Genomic DNA, 24,072 nt, shown 5'->3' with positions numbered 1-24,072 from the left:
CCGGACCGTGTGGGGGAGCACGGTGCCTGGCCCTGGTACGGCCTCCCTGCGCCCGTACTCCTTTGCGAGAATGGCCGGATGAGCGAAGGCACGGAACTGGGCCGCTTCCTCCGCGCCCGCCGCGGGCAGGTCCGCCCGCAGGACGTGGGCCTGCCCGCCGGCACCGGCATCCGCCGCACGCCGGGGCTGCGCCGGGAGGAGCTGGCGACGCTGGCCGGGGTCAGCGTGGACTACTACACGCGGCTGGAGCGCGGCCGGGAGACCCGGCCCTCGCCCGCCGTCGTCGCCGCGCTCGGCGAGGTGCTCCAGCTCTCCTCCGACGCACTGCGCCGGCTGCACGAACTGGTGGCGCTCGCCGCGGGCCGGGCGCCGACTCCGTGCCGAGGCCCGGCGCGTACGGTGCGGGAGTCGGTCCGCACCATGCTGGAGATGCTGCGCCCCTCACCGGCGTACGTCGTCAGCCGCACCAACGACCTGCTGGCCGCCAACCGGCCCGGCCTGCGCCTCTATCCGGGCATCACGGACTGGCCGCAGGAGCGCCGCAACATCACCCGCTACCTGTTCCTGCACCCCATGGGCCGCCGGCTCTACCGCGACTGGGAGAAGATGGCGGCGTACAGCGCGGCCCATCTGCGGGCGATGGCGGGCGCCGATCCGGACGCGCCGGAGCTGGCCCGGCTCGTCGGCGAACTCGTGGTGAAGAGCCCGGAGTTCGCCCGGCTGTGGGAGCGGTACGACGTCAAGGCACGCGGCGGGGGCCGGAAGCACTTCCAGCACCCGGAGGTCGGCTCGATGTGCCTCGGCTTCGAGGTGATGACGATCTCCCGCACGGGCGGCCAGCGCCTCGTCACCTATCAGGCGCCGCCCGGCACCCCGGACCACGACGCGATGCTGCTGCTCGACATGGCCAGCCCCCGGGAGGCGGAGCTCCCGGAGGGGGCCGAGCGCGGCACCCCGTAGGGGGCGCGAGGCTGTTACTCCCCCAGGAGCAGCCGGCCTGCGGCACCTTCCCCCGTTGGCAGATCAACTGCGGGCCGGCGGAAGCTGGTCGCGCAGTTCCCCGCGCCCCTACGGGGCACCCTCGCGTCGGCCACCGGCCGCCCCTGGCAAGGGGGCGTGATCGGACAGACCGGCCGGCCCCGATGGCCGACTTCCCGCCAACCGCCGCCGATCCCGTCTCTCCTCCCGGGCTCCTGGGCATGATCATTTCCATGTCCGACTCCCGAACCGACGACCTGGCCCTGTCCGCCCCCGGCAGCCCCTCCGCTGCGCCCGGACCACCGCCCTACCGGTGGCGTTGGGTCGCGCTGTGGGTGCTCCTCGCCGGGGAGACGATGGACATGCTCGACTCCCTGGTGGCCTCGATCGCGGCGCCGTCGATCCGTGCCGAGCTGGGCGGCGGAGCCGGTGTCACCCAGTGGCTGGGGGCCGCCTATGCGCTCGCCATGGCGGTCGGGCTGATCACGGGCGGACGGCTGGGGGACGTCGTGGGGCGCCGACGGGCGTTCCTGGTCGGTGCGGCGGGGTTCACCGGCGCCTCGCTGCTGTGCGCGGCGGCCATGTCGCCGGGATTCCTGATCGCGGCGCGGGGGCTGCAGGGGCTGTTCGGGGCGGTGATGATCCCGCAGGGGCTCGGCCTCATCAAGGAGATGTTCCGCGGCAGGGAGCTCGGCAGGGCCATGGGGATGTACGGGCCGGTGATGGGGCTGTCCTACGTGGGCGGCCCGGTGCTGGCCGGCTGGCTGGTCAGCGCCGGCTGGTTCGGGACCGGCTGGCGCATGGTCTTCCTGGTCAACCTGCCGCTCGGGCTGCTCGCGTTCGCCGGCGGGTGGCGGTTCCTGCCCGCGTCGGGCCCGAGGTCCGCGGCCGGGCTGGACCTGGTGGGTGCCGTGCTGGCCTCGGCCGCCGCGCTGCCGGTCGTCTTCCCGCTGGTGCAGGGACGCGAACAGGGCTGGCCGGTGTGGGCGTTCGTGTCGATGGCGGCCGGAGTGGCCCTGTTCGGGGTCTTCGGCCGGTACGAGCAGCGCGTGGCACGCGCCGGCGGCGAACCGTTGGTGGTCCCGGGGCTGTTCCGCAAGAGGGCCTTCTCGGGCGGACTGGTGACCGGTGCCGCACTGTTCGCCGCGGTGGCGGGCTTCTCGCTCGCGCTCAGCCTCTACTTCCAGTCGGGGCTGGGGGCTTCGCCGCTGAAGGCGGGCCTGGCCGTGCTGCCGTGGTCCGCCGGTACCGTCGTCGGCTTCGCGGTGGTGCAGGTGCTGGACGGGCGGGGGGTGCTGAGCAGGTTCGGGCGCCCGCTGGTGCAGACCGGCGTCGTGGTGATGGCACTCGGCACCGGCCTGTTCGCCCTCGCACTGCGGTCGGCCGGCACACGGGTCACGGTGTGGCAGGGCGCCCCGGCGCTGGTGGTCGTCGGGGCGGGCATGGGGCTGGTGATGGGCCCGTTCTTCCAGACGGTGCTGGCCGCCGTGGAGCCGCACGAGACGGGTTCGGCCGCCGGGACGCTCACCGCGGTGCAGCAGTTCGGCAGTGCACTGGGCAGCGCGGTGCTGGGCACGGTCTTCTTCTCCGGGCTCGGCGAACGGGCCACGGCTGCCGGACCCGGCTACACCGGAGCCATGGAGATCACTCTGGGCGCGGAGGCCGGGCTGCTCGCGATCACGCTCCTGGCAACCTTCCTGCTCCCGCACCCGCACCCCGGTAAACAGGACCGAACCGGGGCGGACCGACTGGCCGGGAATGATGTTGGTGGTTGACAGACGGAGGGGAAACATCCAATCTCGTCAGCCGAACGACCGTCCATAGTCTGACTATTGGCGATAAGTCCTGAAAAGGACTCTTCTCGCTTCCCGGAACGGAGCAAACCGACAGCATGAACAGTCCCGAGGAATCCGAGGAACTCGTCCCGGTCCCGGCCGTCGAACCCGGCACCGCCGGCCCGCCGTGCGGCTACGCCCGGTTACGCGCCGAACAGCCGGTGGTCAAGGCCCAGTTACCCAACGGGGAGACCGGCTGGCTGATCAGCCGCTACGAGGACGCGCGGGCCGCCTTCGCCGACCCCCGCCTCATCCGGCCGCTGCTCTCCGCCTGGCCGCCCCGCGAGGGCCCCGACGCTCCCCCGCCGTGCCTGCCGACGTTCCTGGAGATGACCGGCGAACACCACGAGCGGGTACGGCGCACCGTGCTGCCGCTCTTCGGCCGGCGCCGCCTGGAGTTCATGGCACCCCGGATCCGGGCCATGGCCGGGGAACTGATCGACGCCATGGTGGAGTCCGCCGGGTCCTCCGAGACCTCCGAGTCCTCAAAGTCCTCCGACGGCGGCACGGCCGATCTGATCGCCGCCTACGCCGAACCGCTGCCGCTGCGCGTGCTGTGCGAGACGACCGGATTGCCGCACGAGGACCGCGAGATCTACCTGCCGCACACCCTCACCCTGCTCGGCGCCGCCGGGCTGTCGATGGACGAGGTACTGGCGGCCCTGTACGCGCTGCAGGACTACGGCGAGGAGCTCATCGCCCGCAAGGAGAAGGAGGGCGAGGGCGAGGACTACATCCACCTCCTGCTGGCGGAGAGCCGCCGCCCGGGCAGCGAGCTGACCCGGGACGACGTGGTCAGCTTCGTCGTCACCATGCTGATGGCCGGCTACAAGACCAACATCCAGCACACCGGCAACGCGCTGTTCACCCTGCTCACCCACCCCGCCCAGTTGCGCGAACTGCGCGACGCGCCCCAGCGGATGGGAACCGCGGTGGAGGAACTGCTGCGCTATGTCCCGCTGATGAACGCCATCAACATCCTGGTCGCCCAGGAGGACTTCACTCTGCACGGGCAGCACATCCGGGCCGGTGACGCGGTCATCCCGGTGCCCGCCTCCGCCAACCGCGACCCCGCCGCGTTCACCGACCCCGACCGGCTGGACCTGACCCGGACCCCCAACGCGCACATCGCCTTCGGCCACGGTCCGCACGCCTGCACCGGCGGGAACCTGACCAGGATGCAACTCGCCATCACCCTCGGGGTGTTGCTGGAGCGGTTGCCGGACATCGAGCTGGCCGTGCCGGCGGAGTCGATCCCCTGGGACGAGTCCACACCCCTGCGGGCCCCCGCCCGGCTGCCGGTGCGCTGGTGACGCACCTCCTCGACCACCCCCGACCGGAATCGCGACAGGAACCGCGACCGGAGACACAGCCGGACACACGACCGGACGAGAAAGGCCCGACACCGTGACCGCACCGCACGAGGACCTGCCGCACTACCCCTTCAGCACCCAGGGCGACCGCCTCGCCCCCGAACTCGGCGAGCTGCAGCGCCGCTGTCCCGTGGCCAGGGTCGGCACCAACTCCGGCGGCGAGGCCTGGCTCGTCACCGGCTACGAGCTGGCCCAGCACGTGCTGCGCGAGCGGAAGTTCGCCCGGTCCGTCCTGGGCGACCCCGACGGGCCCACCCAGGACGCCCCGATCCTGGCACCCGAGCTGCTCGACGCCATGAACCACCTCCAACAGGCCGGGCTGCGGGACGAAGTCCTCCAGGCGCTCGGCCGCAACCAGCCCGAGCTCCCCGCCGACTGGGTCGCCGAGGTCACCCGTGAGGGCCTGGACGCCATGGTCCGGCAGGGCGGCCCGGGCGACCTCCAGCACCACTTCGCGGAATGGGTCGCCGCCCAGTGCATGTGCCGGCTGCTCGGACTGCCCTTCGAGGACCACGAGTGGCTCGCGGTGCGGGCCGACCTCGACCTGACCATGGTGACCCCCACCGACGAGGAACTCGCCCGCAACTGGGAGGAGATCCGCGTCTACATGCAGGCGTACATGGCCGCCCGCGAACCCGGCCGGCCGCGCGGCCTCGTCGACCGTCTCGCCGACCTCAACGACAGCGGAAAGGGACTGACCGACAAGCAGCTGTCGAACATCGTCTCCGTCCTGTTCGTCAGCGGTTACGAGGACTTCGCCAGCTTCCTCGGCGTCGCGGCGCTCAACCTCCTCCAGCGCCCCGACGTGATGGACGCCGTGCGCGCCCGGCCGGAGACCCTGCCGCAGTGCGTGGAGGAACTGCTGCGCCACAGCGTCGTCCTGGGCAACGCCATCCCCCGCTTCGTCACCGAGGACGCCAAGATCGGCACCACGGCCGTGCGGCAGGGCGACCTCGTCCTGCTCCAGCTGGACGCGACCAACTACGACCCCGCCGCCTTCCCCGACCCCGAGGACTTCGACCCCACCCGCTCCCCCAACCCCCATCTCCGCTTCGGCTACGGCCGCCACCACTGCCCCGGCGCCCACCTGGTCCGCCGCCAGTCCGAGACTGCCTTCCGCGTCCTCCTCGACCGGCTCCCGGGCCTCCGCCTGGCGGTGCCGTTGGAGGAGGTGCCCTGGCACCCCAACCGGATGGCGATCATGCTTGCGGAACTTCCCGTGACCTGGTGACAAGATGCGTGGTGGGATGCCCGGCCGGCCGGTGCCGGGCCCTGCGACGACCAGGAGAGCGGAAGAATGACCACCCCTGCCACCCACCGGGACGCCATCGCGGCGGAGAGCGCCAGATTCGTGGACCTGGTCCGGGACGCCGACCGCGCGACGGCGGTGCCCGGCTGCCCGGGCTGGACGCTGACCGACCTCATCCGGCACACGGGCAGCGTGCAGCGCTGGTTCTCCGTCCTGCTGCGCCGACTGGTCCAGGAACCGCCGCGCAGCCGCGAGGTGGACCTGCGGCTGCCGGCGGACGAGGACGGCTACCCCGACTGGCTGGCGGACAGCGCGGCCGAGGCCGCGAGCGCCTTCGCCGTCACCGACCCGGATGCCCCGATGTGGGCGTGGGGCGCCGACCAGCACGCCCGGTTCTGGATCCGCCGCATGCTGTTCGAAACCCTGGTGCACCGTGCCGACGCGGAACTCGCCCTCGGCCTCCGGCCCGTGATCGACCGCGAGCTGGCGGCCGACGGCGTGGACGAGTTCCTGGTCAACCTGCCCTTCGCCGGCTTCTTCGCCCCCAAGGTGGCCGAGCTGGTCGGCGGCGGCGAAACGATTCGTTTCCGGTGCACCGACACCCGCGGCGAGTGGCTGATCCGCCTGCGGCCGGACGGCTTCGAGGTCGAGCAGGGATCGGCGGAGTCCGCCGACGCCACGGTGGAAGGTCGCGCGGCCGATCTGCTGCTGCTCGTGTACGGCCGCCTCGATCGCGGTGCGGATGCCTTCGCGGTACGGGGTGACGGGGCCCTGCTGGAGCGCTGGTTCACCAACTCGGCGTTCTGAGGTACCGGTACCCCGTAAGGGGCGCGGGGAACTGCGCGATCAGCCACGACGCACCCGCAGCCGACGTCCCGGGGCTGCGCCCCGGCCCCCTGGGGTGGTGCGTCGGCTGCGGGCCGTCCGTGGCTGATCGCGCCCACGCGGCGGAGCCGCATATGTCAACGGCCCCGCGCCCCTTACGGGGCGCTGCATGATCCACCAGACAGGCCGCCTCCCAGCCACCGCACCACCACCCTTCCGGAATACCCCAGGGGGGTATATCGTTGATGCAGTCGCACACGCTCGGCAACCCCGAAGGGCACAACGATGACCCCCCAGACGACCTCCAGCACCTGCGGCACCTCCACGGCTCCCGGCGCCCAGGACGGCACCGTCACGACCGTCTACCAGGTGACCGGCATGACCTGCGGCCACTGCGAGGGCGCCGTCTCCCAGGAGATCTCCGCCATATCCGGCGTGACCTCCGCGACGGCCGTGGCCGCCACCGGCCGGGTCACCGTCGTCTCCGCCGGCCCGCTGGACGACGCGGCCGTCCGCGCCGCGGTGGACGAGGCGGGCTACGAGCTCGCCGACCGCATCTGAGGCCGACCCCTCCCCCCTCCTTCCTCGCCGGTCGTGCCGCTCCACTGATATGGACGCCGCACGGCCCGGCCCTCCTCCCGGGAGAATCCCGCATGACCAGCATCGCCCCCGAGAAAACAGTGGCACCCGCTCTGCCCTCCGCCGAGGTCGAGCTCTCCATAGGCGGCATGACCTGCGCCTCGTGCGCAGCCCGCATCGAGAAGAAGCTCAACCGCATGGACGGCGTCGCGGCGACGGTCAACTTCGCCACGGAGAAGGCAAAGGTCGCCTACGCTCCCGGGGTCGAGATCGCCGATCTCATCGCCACTGTCGAGAAGACCGGCTACACGGCCCAGGAACCCCCCGGGCCGGCGGCCACCCCGGCCGAGGCGGTTCAGGACGACGCCGACGGGGAAGCCGGTGCACTGCGGCAGCGTCTGCTGGTCTCGCTGTTCCTCTCCGTGCCGGTCGTGCTGATGGCCATGGTCCCGGCCCTCCAGTTCGACAACTGGCAGTGGCTCTCCCTCACCCTGGCCGCCCCGGTCGTCGTCTGGGGCGCCCTCCCCTTCCACCGGGCCGCCTGGACCAACGCCCGGCACGGTGCCGCCACCATGGACACCCTGGTCTCGATCGGCACGCTCGCCGCGTTCGGCTGGTCGCTGTGGGCCCTGTTCCTCGGGGACGCGGGCATGCCGGGCATGCGGCACGGCTTCGACTTCGCCGTCTCCCGCACGGACGGCGCCTCCTCGATCTACCTGGAGGCCGCGGCCGGGGTCACCACGTTCATCCTCGCCGGCCGCTACCTGGAGGCGAAGTCCAAGCGCAAGGCCGGTGCCGCCCTGCGCGCCCTGCTCGAACTGGGCGCCAAGGACGTGGCCGTCCTGCGCGACGGACGCGAAGTACGCATCCCCACGGCCGAGTTGGCGGTCGGAGACCGGTTTGTCATCCGCCCCGGCGAGAAGATCGCCACCGACGGCACCGTCGTGGAGGGCACCTCGGCCGTCGACGCCTCGATGCTGACCGGCGAGTCCGTACCCGTCGACGTCACCGTGGGCGACACCGTCACCGGCGCGACCGTCAACGCCTCCGGGCGCCTGGTCGTCGAGGCCGCCCGGATCGGCGCCGACACCCAACTGGCCCGTATGGCCAGGCTGGTGGAGGACGCGCAGAACGGCAAGGCCGCGGTCCAGCGCCTGGCCGACCGCATCTCGGCGATCTTCGTCCCGGTCGTCCTGCTCATCGCCCTCGGCACCCTGCTCACGTGGCTCGCGGTCACCGGCGACGCCACCGCGGCCTTCACCGCCGCCGTGGCCGTGCTGATCATCGCGTGCCCCTGCGCGCTGGGCCTGGCCACCCCCACCGCCCTGATGGTCGGCACCGGACGCGGCGCCCAGCTGGGCATCCTCATCAAGGGCCCCGAAGTCCTGGAGTCCACCCGCCGCGTCGACACCGTCGTCCTCGACAAGACCGGCACCGTCACCACCGGCCGGATGGCGCTGCACGAGGTCGTCACGGCCTCCGGCACCGGCGAGGGCGAACTGCTGCGCCTGGCCGGAGCGTTGGAGCACGCCTCCGAGCACCCCATCGCCCGCGCCATCGCCGACGGCGCTGCGCAGCGCACCGGCACGCTGCCCGTGCCGGACAGCTTCGAGAACGTCGCCGGACTCGGCGTCCAGGGAGTCGTGGACGGGCACGCGGTGCTGGTGGGACGCGAAAAGCTGCTGAGCGACTGGACGATCGAGCTGCCGGCCGAACTCGCAGCCGCCAAGGCCACCGCCGAGGCCGAGGGCCGCACCGCCGTGGCCGTCGCCTGGGACGGCGAGGCACGCGGCGTCCTCACGGTCGCCGACGCGGTCAAGGACACCAGCGCCCGGGCCATCACCGAGCTGCGCCGCCTCGGGCTGACCCCGGTACTGCTGACCGGCGACAACAAGACGGTCGCCGAGGCCGTCGCCCGCGAGGTCGGCATCGACGAGGTCGTCGCGGAAGTCCTCCCCCAGGACAAGGTCGACGTCGTCAAGCGCCTCCAGGCCGAAGGCCGTACGGTCGCCATGGTCGGCGACGGCGTCAACGACGCCGCCGCCCTCGCCACCGCCGACCTCGGCCTCGCCATGGGCACCGGCACCGACGCGGCCATCGAGGCCGGCGACCTCACCCTCGTCCGCGGCGACCTCCTCGTGGCCGCCGACGCCATCCGCCTCTCCCGCAGGACCCTCGGCACCATCAAGGGCAACCTCTTCTGGGCCTTCGGCTACAACGTCGCCGCCCTCCCGCTCGCGGCGGCCGGCATGCTCAACCCTATGATCGCCGGGGCGGCGATGGCCTTCTCCTCCGTCTTCGTCGTCACCAACAGCCTCCGGCTGCGCAACTTCAGGTAGCCGGCTCGGCCTTCGGCTGAGCGGTTCCTGCCGCTCAGCCGAACAGCACCAGCAGTACACACGCCGTGCCGACGGCGACGACCCCGACCACGAACCCCCAGATCACCTTCCGCTGCCAGGGGGCCACATACCCACCACGCAGCGCGCTCCCCATCCGTCCGTACTGCTCGGCCCGCCCCATGGGGGTCAACGGTTCCGTCTGCCCCTGCGGCATCCCCTGCGTCCAGTCGGGCCCGGCCTGGGGGTACCGGCGACGCCAATGCTCGTCCTCGCGCCACGGCAACGTCATGACGATGCTCCTTTCCTCGCCGCGAATTCGCTTTCCCGGCTGCTAACCCGGGCGGGGCGGGATACACCGGAACGCATCGCGCGGCTTCCGCTGATCGCCGAGACATCATTCGACGTCGTTCTGCCTGCCGTTGTCAGCCCGGTCGGTCAAACCGTGAACGCCTCGCGCACCGCTTCCGCGACCTCCGGCAGCCGCCAGTACACCGAATGCGTCCACAGCCCGGCACCGGCCGCGTGGGGCAGAGGGACATCGACCGGTGAGGTTCCGTCGGCGAGGCGGAAGACGCGGGATGCCGTGAAGGCGAGCGGGTCGAGCGGCTGCCAGAGGTTGGTCCAGCGGGCGAGCGATCGAGGCAGGGCGACCGACTGCTCGTCGGCGTAGGGCGAGAGCTGCCCGCCCCTCGGGTCGCACAGGTGGAAGTAGGCGGGCTGGGAGCCGAAGGTGATGAGGGACGACGTCCACAACGGTGACCCGGCCGTGGCCATGTCGACGGCGATCACGCCACCGAGGCTGTGCGCCACCACGCGCACCGGGCGCTCCGGTCCGCGGCCCAGCTCCGGGTCCACCGCGCCGATCCGCTCGCGGACGCGTGCGTGGATCGCCTCCCGGTGCCGCTGATAGACCAGCACGTCACCGAGGAAGCGGGTGGCGCCCGGGCCGTAGTGGCGGCGCAGTTGGTGGTTGACGCGGCCGGCCACGGCCTCCACGGCGGCTCCCGCGACGCGGTCCAGGTCCCGCAGCCTGCGGCGGAGCAGTGCCCGCAGCCGTCCCTCACCGTCGTCCGGGCCGCGCAGGCCGTCCCAGGAGTCGTCGGACGCCTCCTCCCGGACGGCCGCGGCGAGTGCGGTGCCCGCCGCGCGCAGGAGGCCCGGGTCGTCGACCCGGCTCAACCACCTGGTTTCGGGCCAGAGTCCGGTCAGCTCGGCCAGGATGTCGTCGGCGTCCGGGCCTCGGCCGCCCCGCAGCCCGTCGTCCTTTTCCTCCTCCGGTTCCTCCTCCAGTTCCTCCGCCAGCCCGGTGCGGAGCGCGTCCTCGAGTGCGGGCGGCGGCTCTTTCGCGTCCCGCAGGGCGGGGGTGCCGAGGAGGGACTCCAGCACGGCGGCGGTCTCCGGTTCCGCCGGCGCCTCCGCGTCATCCCGCAGCCCGGAGTCCGCCGCGGGTCGTCGCAGCGGCAGGGCGAGGTCCACGTAACGGTCGTCGGCTCCGAGGTCGCCCCAGTACACGGGAACGAGCCCGAGGCCGGTGGCGGTCCGCAACTGTGCGACCGTACGGGCGAAGCCCTCCTCGTCGCGGTTGCCGACACCGTGGATGACGAAGACCGGATCTTCCATGTCGCTCCTGATTCCTAGGAGTTGTGGACGCGGGCCGCGGGCGAGCCGTAGACCGCGTAGGCCAGCCAGGTCGGATCGCCGCCCGCGTGGTCCCGGACGGCCCGGCGGGCCATCAGCGACGCCTCGCCCAGCGTTGCCCGCAAGTGGACCAGGCTGCCGTAGAAGAAGTCCGCGAAGGCGAGCGCGGAGTCCGAACGGACCGGCCACAGCGATCCGACGAACGCGCCCGCACCCGCCCGCAGGAACTGCGGTGCCCACCCCAGGCTGCTGGAGAACCAGTCGATCTGCCCCGCGCTGCGGCAGGCGTTGAAGAACACCAGCGGGTGCGTGCGGCGCAGGGCACCGGACTGCGTCGCGTAGGCGAGGTCGATGGGGTCGAGGGTGCCGTCGCTCATCTTCACGGACGACCCGGCGCCGGTGAAGGCGTTGTGACAGGCGAAGTGCAGAAGTCCCGGCAGCCCGTCGTCGATCAGGTCGGCCAGGGCCGCCCGTTCGGCCAGCACCCCGCCGTCCACGACCAGGCCGCCCAGCGCCCGCCGTATCTTCTCCACCTCGCGTGCGGCATCGGCCGGCGAGCCCGGCGGTACGACGTAGGTGGCCCGCGGCAGTTGCAGCTCCCTGACCCGCTCCTGCCCGAACACGCGGCGCACCACCGGCATCCACTCGGCGAGGAAGCCGTCGCCCTCGTCGGGTCCGTCGAGCGGGTAGAGCAACTCCCAGGGGACGAGGTCGTGTTCCCCGAGGACGGTGAACGAGGAGACCCGCCCGGCCTCGGCCCAGAACTGCCGCCGCACGGCGTCCGGAACGGCCGCCGACCAGAGCTGCACCCCCAGGTTGCGCAGCCGCCTGCGGGCCGCCTCGCCTTCCTCGGGGCCGGCCTTGCCCGCCGCCGTCGCCATCTTCCGCAGCTCGTCGTAGATCCGCTCGGTCGGGCCTCGCGAATCTCCGCCGAGCAGGCGGAAGGACTCGGGGGCGTAGCACCGTTCGCTGAGCAACTGGAAACTGTACGAACCGTCCGTCGCCTTGAGCACCTGGAGCGTCACTTCGCCCGGGTCGAACGCCACCGTCGGCAGGGCGACCTCGCGCGCCGGTCCGTCCCGCGTCGGTGTCCCGTCCTCCACGGAGATCTGCGTACGCGCCTCCCCCAGGAACGTACCGCCGTGGAACGCCCTCACCGTGACGGTGTGCAGGCCGGTGCGCGTGGTGCGCAGCCCGAACCGAAGGACATCGGAGTCGCGTCCCGGCGGAACCAGCAGCTCCTGCTGGAGGTCCCCGAGCGCGAGGAGCGCCGGGGCGTGCACGGTGATCAGCAGCCGGGCACCGTCCGGCGGCAGGGCGAAGGGCCGCAGGGGGACGCCAGGGCTGGCGCCGGGGATGGCGGCGAGGTCGCAGGTGACCTGTACGTGCAGGGGAACGTCCCGCCCGGGGGACGCCTGTTCGGCGAGCTCCACGGTGAGACGGCGGGGGTCGTGGGGGGCCGGGGCGGGCTCGGGTTGCGGGCGGCTGCTTACCGTGCGCGAGGAACGCGAGGAAGCCGTGGACCTGGTGACGGCGCGACGCTCCTGGCCTGGGCGCCTCTCCGAGCATCCAAAAACCGGACCATAGTCGGCCGCCGGGACGCCCTCGTCCCCGTACGGTCTCAGCCGCAGAGTGGGTTCCGCCTCCTCCAGGACGTCTGGTGCATCCAACACGCCTGCATCATCCGGCTGCTGGGGCGCCGGGGGCTGCTCCGGTGCCCCGTGGAAGTGGAAAGAGCCCTCCGGCATGCGCACCCCTGGCGCAGGCCGCCAGAGGTACGCGCCATCCGGGGGCCGGGCCAGTTCTCCCGCGATGAACGGCAGCACGCCCAGCCGCAGCAGGGCTGCAATCCAGGCTTCGCGCGTGGCCGCCACCTCACCGGACGGGTCCCCGTCCGCGGACGCGGCACCGCGGCGCCGTACCTGCGCAAAGCGCCCCAGCCCCAGCCGCAGCCCCAGCAAGCCGACGGCCAGCGACAGGCCCGCCCACACCTCCCAACGGGCCTCCACCAGCACCACGGCGACGATGCCCGCGATGGCCAGTAGGGCCGCCTCGATCACCGCGAGGCGCAACCGCCCCGCAGCGCGCCGCGAAACAGCGGGTCGCGCGGCCGCAGCGTCGGCGGCCTCGCGATAGTGCCGGTACTCGGCACCGGCACGGGCGGCGATCGCATCCTGCGCGGCCAGGGCGCTCACGCGCACCGCCTCTGCGTTCGGCGTCGGCACGATCCGCAGCGCCTCGTCCAGCACCCTCTCGAACGCTGCCCGGTCCTCGGGCAACAGTTGTGTCGTTCCGTCCACGGTGGATCCCCCGTGTCATCGGTACCAGCCTCCGCAGCGTACGCGCACAACACGACGGAGCGGGCGTGCCCGCGAAGACTGCGCCGAGCACGTCGTCGAGCAGTTGTACAGCCTGCCGATGGTCATCGAATCCGCGGCGACCATGACCGTGCCCACACTGCTCCATCGCGCCTGCACCCCACCCCGAACTGTGCTCTCCGGTCTTGCAGTTGTCGAACATCCAAAACGTGCTTCGTACCGGAATGGCCGGATCCTCCGTTCCACTCTGGTCCCACTAGTAGCAGGCTGTCACGCGCCCATCAGGCCAACCAAGGGGGGAGAAGCCTGTGAAGCGACAGCACAGAGGCGGCAGTTGGAGAGTGGCAGTTCTTCCTGCCGCAGCCGTGATCGCGTCCGTTCCACTGATCGCGGCTTCACCGTCAGCCGACGCTGCACCGCACCAGGGGGGCAAAGCCAAGCCCACGGCCGGAGCACATACTCGGCACCTGACGGCGGATCCACGTCTGATCGCGCTCCAGGAGCAGCAGCACGTGCTCGACAAAGTCGCCGGGGACATCACCGAAGGTCTCTCCGAGTACGACCGGGCCACGATCCCCGGCTTCACCGAGGTCGAGATCGACCCCGGGCACAATCATCTGCGACTCCATTGGAAGGGGACGCCTCCAGAGCGGGTGCAGCGCATCTTTGCCCACCTGCCCAGCAGCGTGACGGCCGAGGTGGTGCCGGCCCGGTATTCCAAGTCCGAGCTGCATGAGGCCCGCAACAAGCTTCTTCAGGGCGGGAAGCCGATGGCCCTGCGGCCGTCGTCGTCAACCGGCTCGCTGCGCATCACGAGCATCGCGGGTGCCAACGACGGCAGCGGTCTGGAGATCACCTATGACGAGGACCGTGGTGTCGGTCAGCGGGATCGCGTGGACCCGCTGGCCCGCTCTGAGCGCCTGAACAGGTCGAGCGACGTCAAGGCCCTCACCGACCGGCTCACCGGCATCAACACCACTGCGACATACAAGCCGTTGAGCGAGGACCCGCAATCCAGCAGCGACAAGGCACAACCGCGATTCGGGCCGGCGGCGGACAAGGGGATACGCAAGCACGACTCGCCCCCGTGGTACGGCGGTTCCGCCCTGAGGAACCCCTCCGGCGGCATCTGCTCCAGCGGGTTCGCTGTCAAGGACCGGTACGGGAGCTTCATGCTCACCGCAGCAAAGCACTGCGACGGCAAAGACGGGTACTGGCGCACCTGGGAGGGTGGTGACGATGTCGGCGTGAGCGACCGGCTGCAGAGCAACGCCTCCGTGGACACCGTTGGCATCGCCTTGCACGATCCGGCCGGCCCGTTCCTGTACGACGGGGCGGCGAACAGGACCGACGGTTACGCCAAGCCCGTCTCCGGGTCCGGGCACAACTTCGTCGGAGACTATGTGTGCACCGACGGCGCGAACGGCGGCGTGCACTGCAACGTCGTACTGAAGTACGTCGACATGGGCGTCACGGGAGCCGACGGCGGATATCGCCCCATCACCGACCTGGGATACGCAGAGGAATGGCCTTCGCACGGAGTGGCCGCGGTCAACGGGGACAGCGGAGGGCCCGTCTTCGTCGGCGCGAACAACTGGACCACCGACGAGGCACGCGGAACGATCACCGCCCTCGACAAGCCGGTGACCTGTCCAGCAGATCTGAACGAGGACACCGTCCTCGACGGGCATCAGAGGAAGCCTTGGTGCCTTGGGGGCGTGTACTACGTGCCCATCTCGCAGACGCTGCATGAGCTGAAGTGGACGCTCATCACCAATTAGCACATCAGCGCGCTTGGGCCAGCGCCTGCACCACGGTGCCGGCCCAAGCCCTCCCTCAACTCGCCGAAATCTGCCAGGCGCAGGCCTCGCAGCGTCACCGTCGACCGTGGAGCAGATCGTGTATCCGCAGCAGCTCAAGCGCGTCACCCGCGCTCTGTGGATCGGCGGCGCACTGACCGTCGCCTTCATCGCCGTGACCGCGTGGTGGCTCAGTGAACGACACCGCCGGGAACTCCGTTACGACGGGGCGGTATCCGGCGACGTACTGGTCAGCAGTGACGGCCGTACGCTCACCACACCGGCCAGATGGACCCCCTGCCACGAGGTACGCCCCCAATTGCAGGCCCGGGAATCCGCGAACACGGTCATGCTGGTGTTGAAAGGCGGGGAAGCCGACCTCCGGCACCAGTGCAAGAGTACGGACGAACAGGTCTCAACCACGCTCGCGGCACCCCTGGGCGCCCGGCGGCTCGTCGACACAAGCACCGGCGCCACCATCACACCAATCGACAGCTCCCAGCTCGCCGACCCCCGATACCTCCCCGCAGGCTACAAACAAACCGAAGAAATAGACGACGAGCCCGACACACCACCCGGTGAACGCTGCCTCGCCTCACCGTACTTCAGAGCGGAGAGTCCCGCCTGGACGCGGTTCTACCGCAAAGGCCGGACCCGCCTTTCGTTGGCCATCGCGCAGGTCGCCAAGGGAACGCCGGATGACGCTCATGGCGCCGCTGCAACAATCGGCGGGCACCCGGCCCACCTGCAAGAGCGCTCATCCAACCGCTGCCTGAAATGGTCCAACGGCACGTACACATTCGCCGTGTTCACCCAGGACACACAGCTCACCACGGACCAGCTCCTGCAGATCGCCCAACAGCTCGGCACCCCCGTGCGGTGAGCTATCGGGTAAGCGCCTTGCACGGGATATGACATGGCAGAGTCGGGCCACGTTGAAGTGGCCCCGATCCGCAGCGAGACTCCGGCCGTGTCCGGTGCGGCACCTGGACCGGAGACCTCCGCCTGTCCAGCCAGTGACCGGCACTGCACGACGCTGCAACTTGGCGGCCTGCCCTGAGAGTTGACTCCTGAACGAAGGGGCGTTCACAAGCGTGGCTGACCGGGGCTGTGGGACTCCGGCTGGAGATCGTTTCCCGGACCACGATCCGTCGTTGAAGCGGACGGCTTGGTCCCCGGACGGTGTTCCCGGCCTGCCGTCGGGCAGGGCCGCGGACGCCGATGGCGGGTTACCGGGTCCTGAAGCGGCGGAAGAGGTTTCGGGCCACGTACACGCCCGGGCCACCGAAGCCGACGATGTCGACGCGTCCGTCACCGGTGATGTCGGCGAGGAAGCGGGGATGGCGGTCGACCCGCCAGGCGCCGGCGTCCTCGTTGTACCCGAACCCGCGGCACACCAGCTGGGCCTGCTTGTACTGGCCGTCGCCGCGGTTGTGCGACACCCAGACCCCCTCGTCTCCGAAGCGGATGATGTCCGGTTTGCCGTCGCCGGTGACGTCGGCGAGGAGCCGAAGGTGCTTGCTGCTTGTCCACCCCTGGGCGAGCCCGAAGTCGTTCAGGACGAGTTTCGAGGGCTCGAACGTGCCGTCGCCGCGCCCACGTGAGACGACGACGCCCTGCGGGCCGAAGCCGACGATGTCCACTGCTCCACCATCGGTGGTCGGGGCCAGGAACCGGGGGTGCTCCTCGATCGAGCTCCATCCCTGGTCGGCCCCGAAGTCGTCGAGAATATACAGAGGGTCGGCGAACTTTCCTTCCTCGTCCTGGAGTGAGACCCAGACGCCGTCGTCGTGGCAGCCAACGATATCGGCACGTCCGTCACCGGTGGTGTCGACAAGGAAGCGAGGGTGCTTGTCGACAAGCCACCCACCCGCCTTCTCGTTGTGGCCGAATGCCCGGAGGACCGGTTCGTCGGTAAGCGGTGCGAACTTGCCTTCTTCGTCCTGGAGTGAGACCCAGACGCCGTCGTCGTGGCAGCCGACGATATCGGCACGTCCGTCACCGGTGGTGTCGACAAGGAAGCGAGGGTGCTTGTCGACAAGCCACCCGCCCGCCTGCTGGCCGTGTCCGAACGCCTTGAGGACCAACTTGCCGCCCGCGGGCGTGAACGTCCCGGCCTCATCTTGAGAAGTCACCCGGACACCGTCGGCGGCAAGCACGACGACGTCGGGCCTGCCGTCGCCCGTCGTGTCCACGAGTGTCCACAGGTCCGCGGGGCTCGGGGAGGGCGGGCCTTGGTGCAGGGCGCGTTCGTCGGCGAATGTGCCGTCGCCGTTGCTGGGCGACGTCACGGCGCCCTTCGCGGGTTTGAGTCCTACTATGTCCGCCCGCTTTGTTCCCGTGGTGGCGGTGAGGAACCGGTCTCCGAGCCCGGCCCACCAGCCCGGCTGCCCGCTGGGAGGGCGGTTGACCCCGTCGCTCTTCCACCCGCCGGCGTCCTGGTCGCTCCCGAACCGCTGAACGACCAGCAGCATGTCACTGAAGGAGGGCGTCGCCTCGGGTGCCGGCCGCAGCGCCGTCGAGCGGACCAGCGGCCAGGACTGGCGGCCGTTCCAGTGGCTCAGTGGTGCCCAGCGCAGCACGGGGTCACTGGTGCGCTCGGGCTCGGCCGGGACGAACCGCCAGCGCTGGCTCTCTGCGCTGTCGTCGTACTCGCGCAGGACGACCCGCCTGTCGTCCTGGCCTGGGTCGGCCAGGTCGAGAACGGTGCCGTCGGTCGCGCTCTCGATGAAGTAGAGGCCCGCTTCGCCCTCGACGGGGACGACGTGCCACTGCTGGCTCTTCTTGCCGTCGGTGGCGTCCGCCTGGCGGACGCCGCGGTCCGTGGCGGCGGGATTGTCGAGCACCTTGCCGTTGACCGCATTGCCGTTGCGGATCACGTATGCCTGGTCGTCTTGCGCTTGTCCGCCTTGCGCGGCCTGCACGGGGGTGAGCCGCCACTGCTCCGGACTCGGGCCGCCGTCGGGGAAGTCGCGGACGACGAGCGCTCCGTCCGCGCTCGGCGCGGCCTTGGCGCCGAGGGTCTTCCCCGTGGCGGCGTTGACGATCTCCAGCTTCAGTTCTTGCGTGGGCACGGGCATCGTGGTGCCTCTTCCAGGCGGTTGGGGCGCGGGCTCGGGACGGGTGTGGAGCGGCGGTTGCCGCGGGTCACGTGAAGACGTGGTGGTACGGGACGCTCCACTCGTTGGGCAGCCGCGGGTAGAACGTGTTGATGACCGTCCCGGTGAAGTCCCCGCCCCAGTTGTAGGTGATACGCACCTCGCTGTCGGCCGTCACCGCGAAGTCCTTGAACCCGAGGATGGCGTCGGGGTGGGTGATCGGCACGAAGGTGATCCCGCCCCACGGCGTGACCGTGACGACCCAGAGCTGGGTGTCCTCGACCGCACCGTTCTTCCCGCGCCACTTGTCGCCCATCTTGTCGGGGAGGCCGACCTGGACGGTGTCGCACGTGCTCTTGGGGGCGTCCTGGTGGACGGTGATGCGCCTGCGCTGCGGCTTGGGCGCGCCGTCGTCGCCGCGCCCGGCATCGGCTGCGCCTGCTCCGGCGGGTTTGGGCGACACCTGGCCCGCGGCGCTCTCGATGAAGTACAGCGGCCGCTGCCCGAAGAAGCCGGCGGGGGTGATGTGCCAGAGGTGGCCCTGCGCGTCCTTGGTGGCCGGGTCGAGCGCGGTGGCCAGCTTGACCCCCTTGTCGTGGCTGTCCTCCTTCAGCTCGGCAGGCCGCAGGTAGCCGCCGTTGAAGGCGTGGACGAGCATGACCGGCCGGTTCTCGACCAGCGCCGCCACGATCGCGTTGTCATAACTGTTCACCGCCACCGGGCCGCCGACCACCAAATTCGCCATTGCCGTGCGCTCTTGGGTGTACATAGCGGAAACCCCCTGTTCCGAAAGACCGGATTCTCAATACAGTGGCCTGTCGCGCGACATTGCCGAAAACCCGACCACGTTCGGCCGAAAGAGCCTCGAAAACGAATGGATGACTGGCGCGAACACCCCGCCCCACATCATCGGTTGGGGCTATCGCATCCTCAGGTTCGGCAATTCCTGGAAGCGTCGACCGAGCGATCGACAGCACCTCAAGTTACCTCCATTTAAGGGGAGTTGGGACAACCACCGAGCCCTTATCACTCGATTGAGCGATGACATGGAGGCCCCTTTCCCGGAGGCGGAGCCCGTATTATCTTCGCATTTCGGGAACATGCGCAGATTCTTGATCCACATTTCACCGAATGCAATTCGGCCGGATTAGTCGAGGGCGGGGAATGTCTTCCAACGCGTACAACCTGGGACGGGCCAAGCGCCAGCCGCTGACGAAGAAGAACCTGCGGGAACTGAACATCCATCAGAATTGGAAGTCCATCCTGGACCATCCCAATCTGGTCTACGTCGACGACTACGGCGTGCAGCACAAGCCCGTCGGGTTCTCCGTGAACAAGTCGAGCTTCGGCACGTTCACGGGGACCGCGTTCCAACTGGGCTGGATCGCCTACATGAACCTCGGGGAACCGCTGATCGAGGAGCGGTGCAACATCGGCCAGCCCCCGCCCGACACGTTCTCCTGCCGCTGCTACGTCAACCGCAGCCAGACATCCGAGATGACCTTCACCGACTCGGTCGATTTCACCGTGTCGAACGGGATCACGTGGTCGCTCCAGGGACAGGCCCAGCTCACCTTCGGTGGCAACGTCAGCGCGCAGCTCCAACTGATGCCGCAGAACCAGCTCAAGATGGACCTCCAGCAGCAGCTTCAGATGCAGTGCCAGAACGAGGTGGCGAACAAGAACGCGAACACGGTCACCAACAAGAACAGCAAGGACAACGTCGGGGTGGACAACGCCAACGCCACCGAGACGAACGTGAGGAACGCGGCGACGAACTCGGTGACGAACTCGGCGGCGTTCACGACCCAGGGCACCGCCACCGGCAGCGCAATGCTCAACGCCTCGTTGATGCTGGGCATCTCGGCCTCCGTCGGCGGCTCCCTGACCACCAGCTGGGCCTCCAGGTCGCAGATCTCCGGCAAGGTCCCGTCGGGCTCCCGCGTGGAGACCTTCTGCACGCAGCGGCGCTGCTGCAAGCAGTACTCCTACGAGATCCCGGTGTCCTTCTCCGGGTTGTTCGCGGTGATGTACGCCGTGCCGGTGGCGGTCCTGTCTCCCCCCGCAGTCCGGGGACCACCCCGGTCTCGACAAGGTGGTCGCCCGGCCCATCGGCGACATCGACCTGGCCGGCGGCGGTTTCCTGATGACGGGGCTGGCCGAGGTCGTCTCCGCCCTGGATGTCCACCACACGATGTTCGACGCTGAGCTTGATCTTTAAGTTGTGCTGTCTCGGGAGGCTGGTGCTGTGTCAGCGGCGGGTGGTGGCGCGGCGGCGGTGCGCACGTCCTCGCCGAGGAAGTCCGCGCAGTGGGGGATCCGCTGATCTGTGAGGCTTGGTGATGGTTGGCAGAATCGTTCAGAGGTGCGTCAACCCCGGCCCCCGCGCTGCGAGCCTCACCCCGTCGAACGGCCCGATGCCGTCGCCAAGCCCAAACCGACCCGCATCCGGGCCCGGCACCAGCCGCCCACCATCCATCTCGCCCTCACCGCCCTGTGCTGACACTTCCCCGCCCCACAGCAGTGACGGACCGGTCGAGGCCGCGACGTCGGCTTGAAAAGGCTCCGGGTGTTCTTTCTCGATACGTGGTCGGTGTGCTGCGCCGCGCAGGCGCAGCACACCGGTTCTCACGACGGGGAGTTGACGAAGTAGAGGTCGACCTCGCCGTTCGAGCTGCTGTTGCTGATGACCCTGCTCAGGATCGGTTTGGAGGAGTCTCCGGCCCACCCGATGGTGGCCGGTGTGGAGTATCCGGGTTGGTCGGCGAGAGTGATGTTCGTCATCCTCTCGTAGCTCGCGTTCGGGTTCTTCGTCGCATCCCCGCCGACGTAGGACTCGTAACACTCGATGACGCCGTCGGCAGAGCCGGTCCGATTCACCGTGACGTCCTGGTCCGGGTACCCGGCGAAGCTCTCCTTGTAGGTGTAGTTGCTGCCGTTCTGGGAGACGTATTGGATCGTGCCGGTGAGTTGGTCACCGGGAGAGACGCTCTTGTAGGTGCCGTGCGCGTACTGGCCGCCGACGTAGTACCAGTTCGCGATCCGGTAGGCCGCGGTGCCGTTGCCCCACTGGAGGACTGGCTGCAATGCACCGCCGGCCAGTCCGTTCCAGATGAAGTAGGTACCCGTACTGGTCGAGTCGCTCGGGGCCGGTGGCACCGTCCAGGTGGTGGTGAACGACTGGATGTGCTGCTGATTCCAGTCCGTGGGGCAGTTGCCGCCGAGGTCGACGGCCGGCGGGGTGTTCGCGATGCCGGCGTCTGCGCGCAGTTTCGCGGCGCGACGGTAGGGATCGGCCGACGCCGGGTCGGTGGCTGCCGGGCCGAGTCTGTCGAGGACGGCGTTGGTGCGTAGGTCGATCTTTTCCACCTGCCCGTTGATGACCTTGAGGGTCTGGTACTTGTCGACCTGTACGACCTTGGACTGCGGCACAAGTCCGTAGGGAGTGAGGACCGTCTTGGGCGGGGTGTCCGCCGAAGCGGGCGCTGTCAGTGTCGCCGCCCCGAGTGCTGCAATCGCAGCAAACGCGGTAATCCGGAGGGTACCGAGCTGATTTGGCCTGTGCATGGTTTCTCCCGTCCAGAGCGTGGTGACGAGCGACCACACGACCCGATATGAGATGTCAGCTCATTTGGTGAGTCGGTGGTAGCAGATGAGGGTTGCGCCGATGCCTGCGATGGCGAGGAAGCGCATTGCCGCGTTGGGGGGGCCAGGGGCAGACCCTGGATATGGCGTTCTTGGTTCCTGCGGTGGCATCAGCGCTCGTGGTGAAGGCGGTCGGCAGACTGTTGCTCGTAGCTGCTACAGCAGCGGCGAATCTCCGTAGGAGCATTTGCATCTCCTCGCAGTGACGCCCGGGCCCGCGCATCGGCCGCCTGGGCGATATCCCCAGGACATCGCAGACCGCAAGAAATGCACCCTGTCGTGCGGTGAATTCACCCGAATGGAAGCGATCCGCCGCCGCGTCAGCCGCCGCCTGATCCCCCCTCGGGCTCACCCACCGCAACAGCACCTCGTCCCGCCCCAGCCAGTCACCACGGACCGCCTCGATGAGGATCGTTGTTGACCACGACCAGTGCAAGGCCAACGGTATTTGCGTGGGCATCGCGCCCGACGTGTTCGAGCTGGACGACGAAGACGTCCTACACCTCACTGTTGCCCAGGTGCCTGAGGGTCGGCTGGCAGACGTGGAGACCGCGGTGGCGCAGTGCCCGACGGCGGCTCTCAGGCTCGAGTAGGGGTTCCCAGGCCAGCGTCGGTGGCGAGTGGCCTTTCGCCTTCGAACGACCTGTAGAACTAGGTGGCTCGCTAGGGCATTCGCCGGACGCGAGGGCGGCCTTCGTCTGACCATGTGCTCCGACCAAGGATGCACCGATCAAGACGAAGGCCGTGAGGGTGGGTCTGCTCCCTGACGCTGTTCCGGAAGAAGCGTTCGCCGTGGCGTCACGCTTCCGGGAGGACCTATTCGACTGCCTGACCGCGCGTGGGGACGAGCTGTTCGAGCTCGTGGATGCACTGCTGTGCGCGGACGGTCCGGTGACCTCGCCGGTGGACCTGACGCTGGTGGCCGAGCACCGGCGCGGGCACGGCGCGATGTACGACGCGTTGAACTGCGGGAAGATCGATGTGCCCCGGCTGCGGCAGGTGCTGGCTGGTCTGCCGATGCCGTGGGCCGCCGACGGACGCGTGGTGCTCGCGGTGGACATCAACCACTGGCTCCGCCCAGACGCCCCGACCAGCGCCGACCGACTGTTCTGCCACGTCTACGGGCGCAACGGCCGCTCCTCGGACCAGTTCGTGCCCGGCTGGCCGTACTCGTTCGTCGCCGCCCTCGAATCGGGCCGGACGTCCTGGTGCCAGCTCCTGGACGCCGTCCGTCTCGGACCCGAGGACGACGTCGCCGAGGTCACCGCTGCCCAGCTCCGCCGTGTGGTCACCGACCTGATCGAGATGGGCCGCTGGCACTTCGGCGACCCCGACATCCTCATCGTCTTCGATGCCGGCTACGACGCCCCGCGCATGGCCCACCTCCTCGACGGCCTCCCGGTCGAAGTGCTGGGACGGATGCGCTCCGACCGCGTCATGCGACGGCCGACGCCCTCGCTCAAGGAGTACGCCCTGTCCTATCCCCAGGGCGGGCGACCGCCGAAGCACGGCAAGGAGTTCCGTTTCGCCAAGCCGGAGACCTGGGGCGGGCCCTGCCCGCACACGGCGTCGCCGTCCTCAACGGCGACGACCCCCGGGTGATCGCGATGCGCCATGAAACCGACGCCCGGATCCTCACCTTCGGCACCGGCCCGGACTGCGACGTGCGCGCCCACGGCATCAGGACCGACGAGCACGGCCGACCCTCGTTCTCGCTGCGCTACGGGCCCAAGACCGTGCGGATCCAGCTCGCCGTGCACGGCCGGCACAACGTCACCAACGCACTCGCCGCCGCGGCAACCGCCTTCGCCGTCGGGGTCCCCTCCGGCAGGATCGCAGCCGCACTGCAGCAGGCGACACTCACCTCGGGCGGGCGGATGGACGTGCACCACCACGGCCAGCTGACCGTCATCAACGACTCCTTCAACGCCAGCCCCGAATCCATGGAGGCCGCCTTCGAAGCCCTGCAGGACATCGCCGGCGGACGCCGCATGATCGCCGTACTCGGCGAGATGGCCGAACTCGGCGACGAGGCCGGCGCCTGGCACGACCGCATCGGCCGCAAGGTCGCCAAGACTGGCATCCTCCGACTGATCACGGTCGGCGGCACGCACGCAGACACACTCGGCGACGCCGCACGCGCCCTCTCCAGCGAGGTGGCCGTCGCACGCGCCAGCAACGCACGCGAGGCCCTGAGCCTGGCCGAGGACCTGGTGCGCGAAGGCGACGTGATCCTGGTCAAGGGCGCCAGCGCCCTGGGACTGGAAGTAGTGGCCCAGGGACTGCTCAACTGAAGCCGGCCGGTGACCCTCGCCGGGGGGCGTCGATGCGGGTGATCACCCGGAAGAGAACACGAATCCCGCCCAGAACCCCCTGGAGCCGCAAGCTTGTTGGGC

The 24,072-nt window shown here is 70.0% G+C and carries 18 protein-coding genes and 2 pseudogenes; 14 read left to right on the top strand and 6 right to left on the bottom strand.

Annotation, left to right across the window (positions count from 1 at the left end):
• The first annotated feature begins 78 nt into the window (after nucleotides 1–78).
• The 7 genes from ACMATS_RS34730 (at nucleotide 79) to ACMATS_RS34700 (ending at nucleotide 9,178) form a co-directional block, all read left to right on the top strand.
• Complete coding sequence (locus ACMATS_RS34730) at nucleotides 79–960, top strand: helix-turn-helix transcriptional regulator (RefSeq protein WP_414170217.1); 882 nt, start codon at nucleotides 79–81, stop codon at nucleotides 958–960.
• Between the two features lie 251 nt (nucleotides 961–1,211).
• The gene (locus ACMATS_RS34725) at nucleotides 1,212–2,753 is read left to right on the top strand and encodes an MFS transporter (protein WP_414170216.1); all 1,542 of its coding nucleotides are present in this window, start codon (nucleotides 1,212–1,214) and stop codon (nucleotides 2,751–2,753) included.
• A gap of 116 nt (nucleotides 2,754–2,869) precedes the next feature.
• The gene (locus tag ACMATS_RS34720) at nucleotides 2,870–4,126 is read left to right on the top strand and encodes a cytochrome P450 family protein (RefSeq protein WP_414170215.1); all 1,257 of its coding nucleotides are present in this window, start codon (nucleotides 2,870–2,872) and stop codon (nucleotides 4,124–4,126) included.
• Nucleotides 4,127–4,220: 94 nt separating this feature from the next.
• Complete coding sequence (locus ACMATS_RS34715) at nucleotides 4,221–5,417, top strand: cytochrome P450 (protein WP_414170214.1); 1,197 nt, start codon at nucleotides 4,221–4,223, stop codon at nucleotides 5,415–5,417.
• Between the two features lie 66 nt (nucleotides 5,418–5,483).
• Nucleotides 5,484–6,242: a maleylpyruvate isomerase family mycothiol-dependent enzyme gene (locus tag ACMATS_RS34710; RefSeq protein ID WP_414170213.1), complete on the top strand. Its 759-nt coding sequence runs from the start codon at nucleotides 5,484–5,486 to the stop codon at nucleotides 6,240–6,242.
• Between the two features lie 303 nt (nucleotides 6,243–6,545).
• Nucleotides 6,546–6,821 (top strand): heavy-metal-associated domain-containing protein, encoded by a 276-nt coding sequence (locus ACMATS_RS34705; RefSeq protein WP_414170212.1) that lies wholly within the window; start codon nucleotides 6,546–6,548, stop codon nucleotides 6,819–6,821.
• A gap of 92 nt (nucleotides 6,822–6,913) precedes the next feature.
• Nucleotides 6,914–9,178, top strand: a complete 2,265-nt coding sequence (locus ACMATS_RS34700) for a heavy metal translocating P-type ATPase (protein WP_414170211.1) — start codon at nucleotides 6,914–6,916, stop codon at nucleotides 9,176–9,178.
• Between the two features lie 34 nt (nucleotides 9,179–9,212).
• On the opposite strand, the gene ACMATS_RS34695 is transcribed toward ACMATS_RS34700, so the two are convergent.
• The 3 genes from ACMATS_RS34695 to ACMATS_RS34685 all read right to left on the bottom strand — a co-directional run bounded on the left by ACMATS_RS34695 (nucleotide 9,213) and on the right by ACMATS_RS34685 (nucleotide 13,116).
• Nucleotides 9,213–9,467 (bottom strand): hypothetical protein, encoded by a 255-nt coding sequence (locus tag ACMATS_RS34695; protein ID WP_414170210.1) that lies wholly within the window; start codon nucleotides 9,465–9,467, stop codon nucleotides 9,213–9,215.
• Nucleotides 9,468–9,613: 146 nt separating this feature from the next.
• Nucleotides 9,614–10,798 carry a hypothetical protein gene (locus tag ACMATS_RS34690; RefSeq protein ID WP_414170209.1) on the bottom strand — a complete coding sequence of 395 codons (1,185 nt, stop codon included), beginning with the start codon at nucleotides 10,796–10,798 and terminating at the stop codon, nucleotides 9,614–9,616.
• 14 nt (nucleotides 10,799–10,812) lie between these two features.
• Entirely contained in the window at nucleotides 10,813–13,116 is a 2,304-nt protein-coding gene (locus tag ACMATS_RS34685) for a CHAT domain-containing protein (RefSeq protein ID WP_414170208.1), read from the bottom strand.
• Between the two features lie 530 nt (nucleotides 13,117–13,646).
• Between ACMATS_RS34685 and ACMATS_RS34680 the strand changes: the two genes are divergently transcribed.
• Both ACMATS_RS34680 and ACMATS_RS34675 read left to right on the top strand, forming a co-directional pair.
• The gene (locus ACMATS_RS34680; RefSeq protein ID WP_414170207.1) at nucleotides 13,647–14,915 is read left to right on the top strand and encodes a hypothetical protein; all 1,269 of its coding nucleotides are present in this window, start codon (nucleotides 13,647–13,649) and stop codon (nucleotides 14,913–14,915) included.
• 106 nt (nucleotides 14,916–15,021) lie between these two features.
• Entirely contained in the window at nucleotides 15,022–15,816 is a 795-nt protein-coding gene (locus ACMATS_RS34675; RefSeq protein ID WP_414170206.1) for a hypothetical protein, read from the top strand.
• A 346-nt stretch (nucleotides 15,817–16,162) separates the two neighbouring features.
• Here the strand turns inward: ACMATS_RS34675 and ACMATS_RS34670 are convergent, their stop codons facing one another.
• Together ACMATS_RS34670 and ACMATS_RS34665 are read right to left on the bottom strand one after the other, a co-directional pair.
• Nucleotides 16,163–18,013, bottom strand: a complete 1,851-nt coding sequence (locus ACMATS_RS34670; protein ID WP_414170205.1) for an FG-GAP-like repeat-containing protein — start codon at nucleotides 18,011–18,013, stop codon at nucleotides 16,163–16,165.
• A gap of 67 nt (nucleotides 18,014–18,080) precedes the next feature.
• The gene (locus ACMATS_RS34665) at nucleotides 18,081–18,800 is read right to left on the bottom strand and encodes a hypothetical protein (protein WP_390775421.1); all 720 of its coding nucleotides are present in this window, start codon (nucleotides 18,798–18,800) and stop codon (nucleotides 18,081–18,083) included.
• A gap of 395 nt (nucleotides 18,801–19,195) precedes the next feature.
• On the opposite strand from ACMATS_RS34665, the pseudogene ACMATS_RS34660 reads away from it, so the two are divergent.
• Nucleotides 19,196–20,252 (top strand): annotated as a pseudogene (locus tag ACMATS_RS34660) (hypothetical protein).
• Nucleotides 20,253–20,396: 144 nt separating this feature from the next.
• Entirely contained in the window at nucleotides 20,397–20,534 is a 138-nt protein-coding gene (locus ACMATS_RS34655; protein WP_414170204.1) for a hypothetical protein, read from the top strand.
• A gap of 125 nt (nucleotides 20,535–20,659) precedes the next feature.
• Here the strand turns inward: ACMATS_RS34655 and ACMATS_RS34650 are convergent, their stop codons facing one another.
• Nucleotides 20,660–21,463 carry a hypothetical protein gene (locus ACMATS_RS34650; RefSeq protein ID WP_414170203.1) on the bottom strand — a complete coding sequence of 268 codons (804 nt, stop codon included), beginning with the start codon at nucleotides 21,461–21,463 and terminating at the stop codon, nucleotides 20,660–20,662.
• A gap of 617 nt (nucleotides 21,464–22,080) precedes the next feature.
• Between ACMATS_RS34650 and ACMATS_RS34645 the strand changes: the two genes are divergently transcribed.
• The 3 genes and pseudogenes from ACMATS_RS34645 to ACMATS_RS34635 all read left to right on the top strand — a co-directional run bounded on the left by ACMATS_RS34645 (nucleotide 22,081) and on the right by ACMATS_RS34635 (nucleotide 23,970).
• Nucleotides 22,081–22,269 (top strand): ferredoxin, encoded by a 189-nt coding sequence (locus ACMATS_RS34645; protein WP_414170202.1) that lies wholly within the window; start codon nucleotides 22,081–22,083, stop codon nucleotides 22,267–22,269.
• Nucleotides 22,270–22,426: 157 nt separating this feature from the next.
• Nucleotides 22,427–23,230, top strand: a pseudogene (locus ACMATS_RS34640) (transposase); the annotation flags it as partial.
• Between the two features lie 44 nt (nucleotides 23,231–23,274).
• Complete coding sequence (locus ACMATS_RS34635; protein WP_414170201.1) at nucleotides 23,275–23,970, top strand: glutamate ligase domain-containing protein; 696 nt, start codon at nucleotides 23,275–23,277, stop codon at nucleotides 23,968–23,970.
• The last annotated feature ends 102 nt before the right edge of the window (nucleotides 23,971–24,072 follow it).

The organism is Streptoverticillium reticulum, from assembly GCF_047456005.1.
GTDB lineage: Bacteria > Actinomycetota > Actinomycetes > Streptomycetales > Streptomycetaceae > Streptomyces > Streptomyces reticulum.
This window is presented reverse-complemented; position numbering and strand designations above follow the sequence as displayed.

Coding starts and splice junctions, on each gene's coding strand:
- ACMATS_RS34695 (WP_414170210.1), bottom strand. CDS start 9,467: ATGACGTTGCCGTGGCGCGAGGACGAGCATTGGCGTCGCCGGTACCCC.
- ACMATS_RS34730 (WP_414170217.1), top strand. CDS start 79: ATGAGCGAAGGCACGGAACTGGGCCGCTTCCTCCGCGCCCGCCGCGGG.
- ACMATS_RS34665 (WP_390775421.1), bottom strand. CDS start 18,800: ATGTACACCCAAGAGCGCACGGCAATGGCGAATTTGGTGGTCGGCGGC.
- ACMATS_RS34670 (WP_414170205.1), bottom strand. CDS start 18,013: ATGCCCGTGCCCACGCAAGAACTGAAGCTGGAGATCGTCAACGCCGCC.
- ACMATS_RS34710 (WP_414170213.1), top strand. CDS start 5,484: ATGACCACCCCTGCCACCCACCGGGACGCCATCGCGGCGGAGAGCGCC.
- ACMATS_RS34725 (WP_414170216.1), top strand. CDS start 1,212: ATGTCCGACTCCCGAACCGACGACCTGGCCCTGTCCGCCCCCGGCAGC.
- ACMATS_RS34705 (WP_414170212.1), top strand. CDS start 6,546: ATGACCCCCCAGACGACCTCCAGCACCTGCGGCACCTCCACGGCTCCC.
- ACMATS_RS34645 (WP_414170202.1), top strand. CDS start 22,081: ATGAGGATCGTTGTTGACCACGACCAGTGCAAGGCCAACGGTATTTGC.
- ACMATS_RS34720 (WP_414170215.1), top strand. CDS start 2,870: ATGAACAGTCCCGAGGAATCCGAGGAACTCGTCCCGGTCCCGGCCGTC.
- ACMATS_RS34700 (WP_414170211.1), top strand. CDS start 6,914: ATGACCAGCATCGCCCCCGAGAAAACAGTGGCACCCGCTCTGCCCTCC.
- ACMATS_RS34690 (WP_414170209.1), bottom strand. CDS start 10,798: ATGGAAGATCCGGTCTTCGTCATCCACGGTGTCGGCAACCGCGACGAG.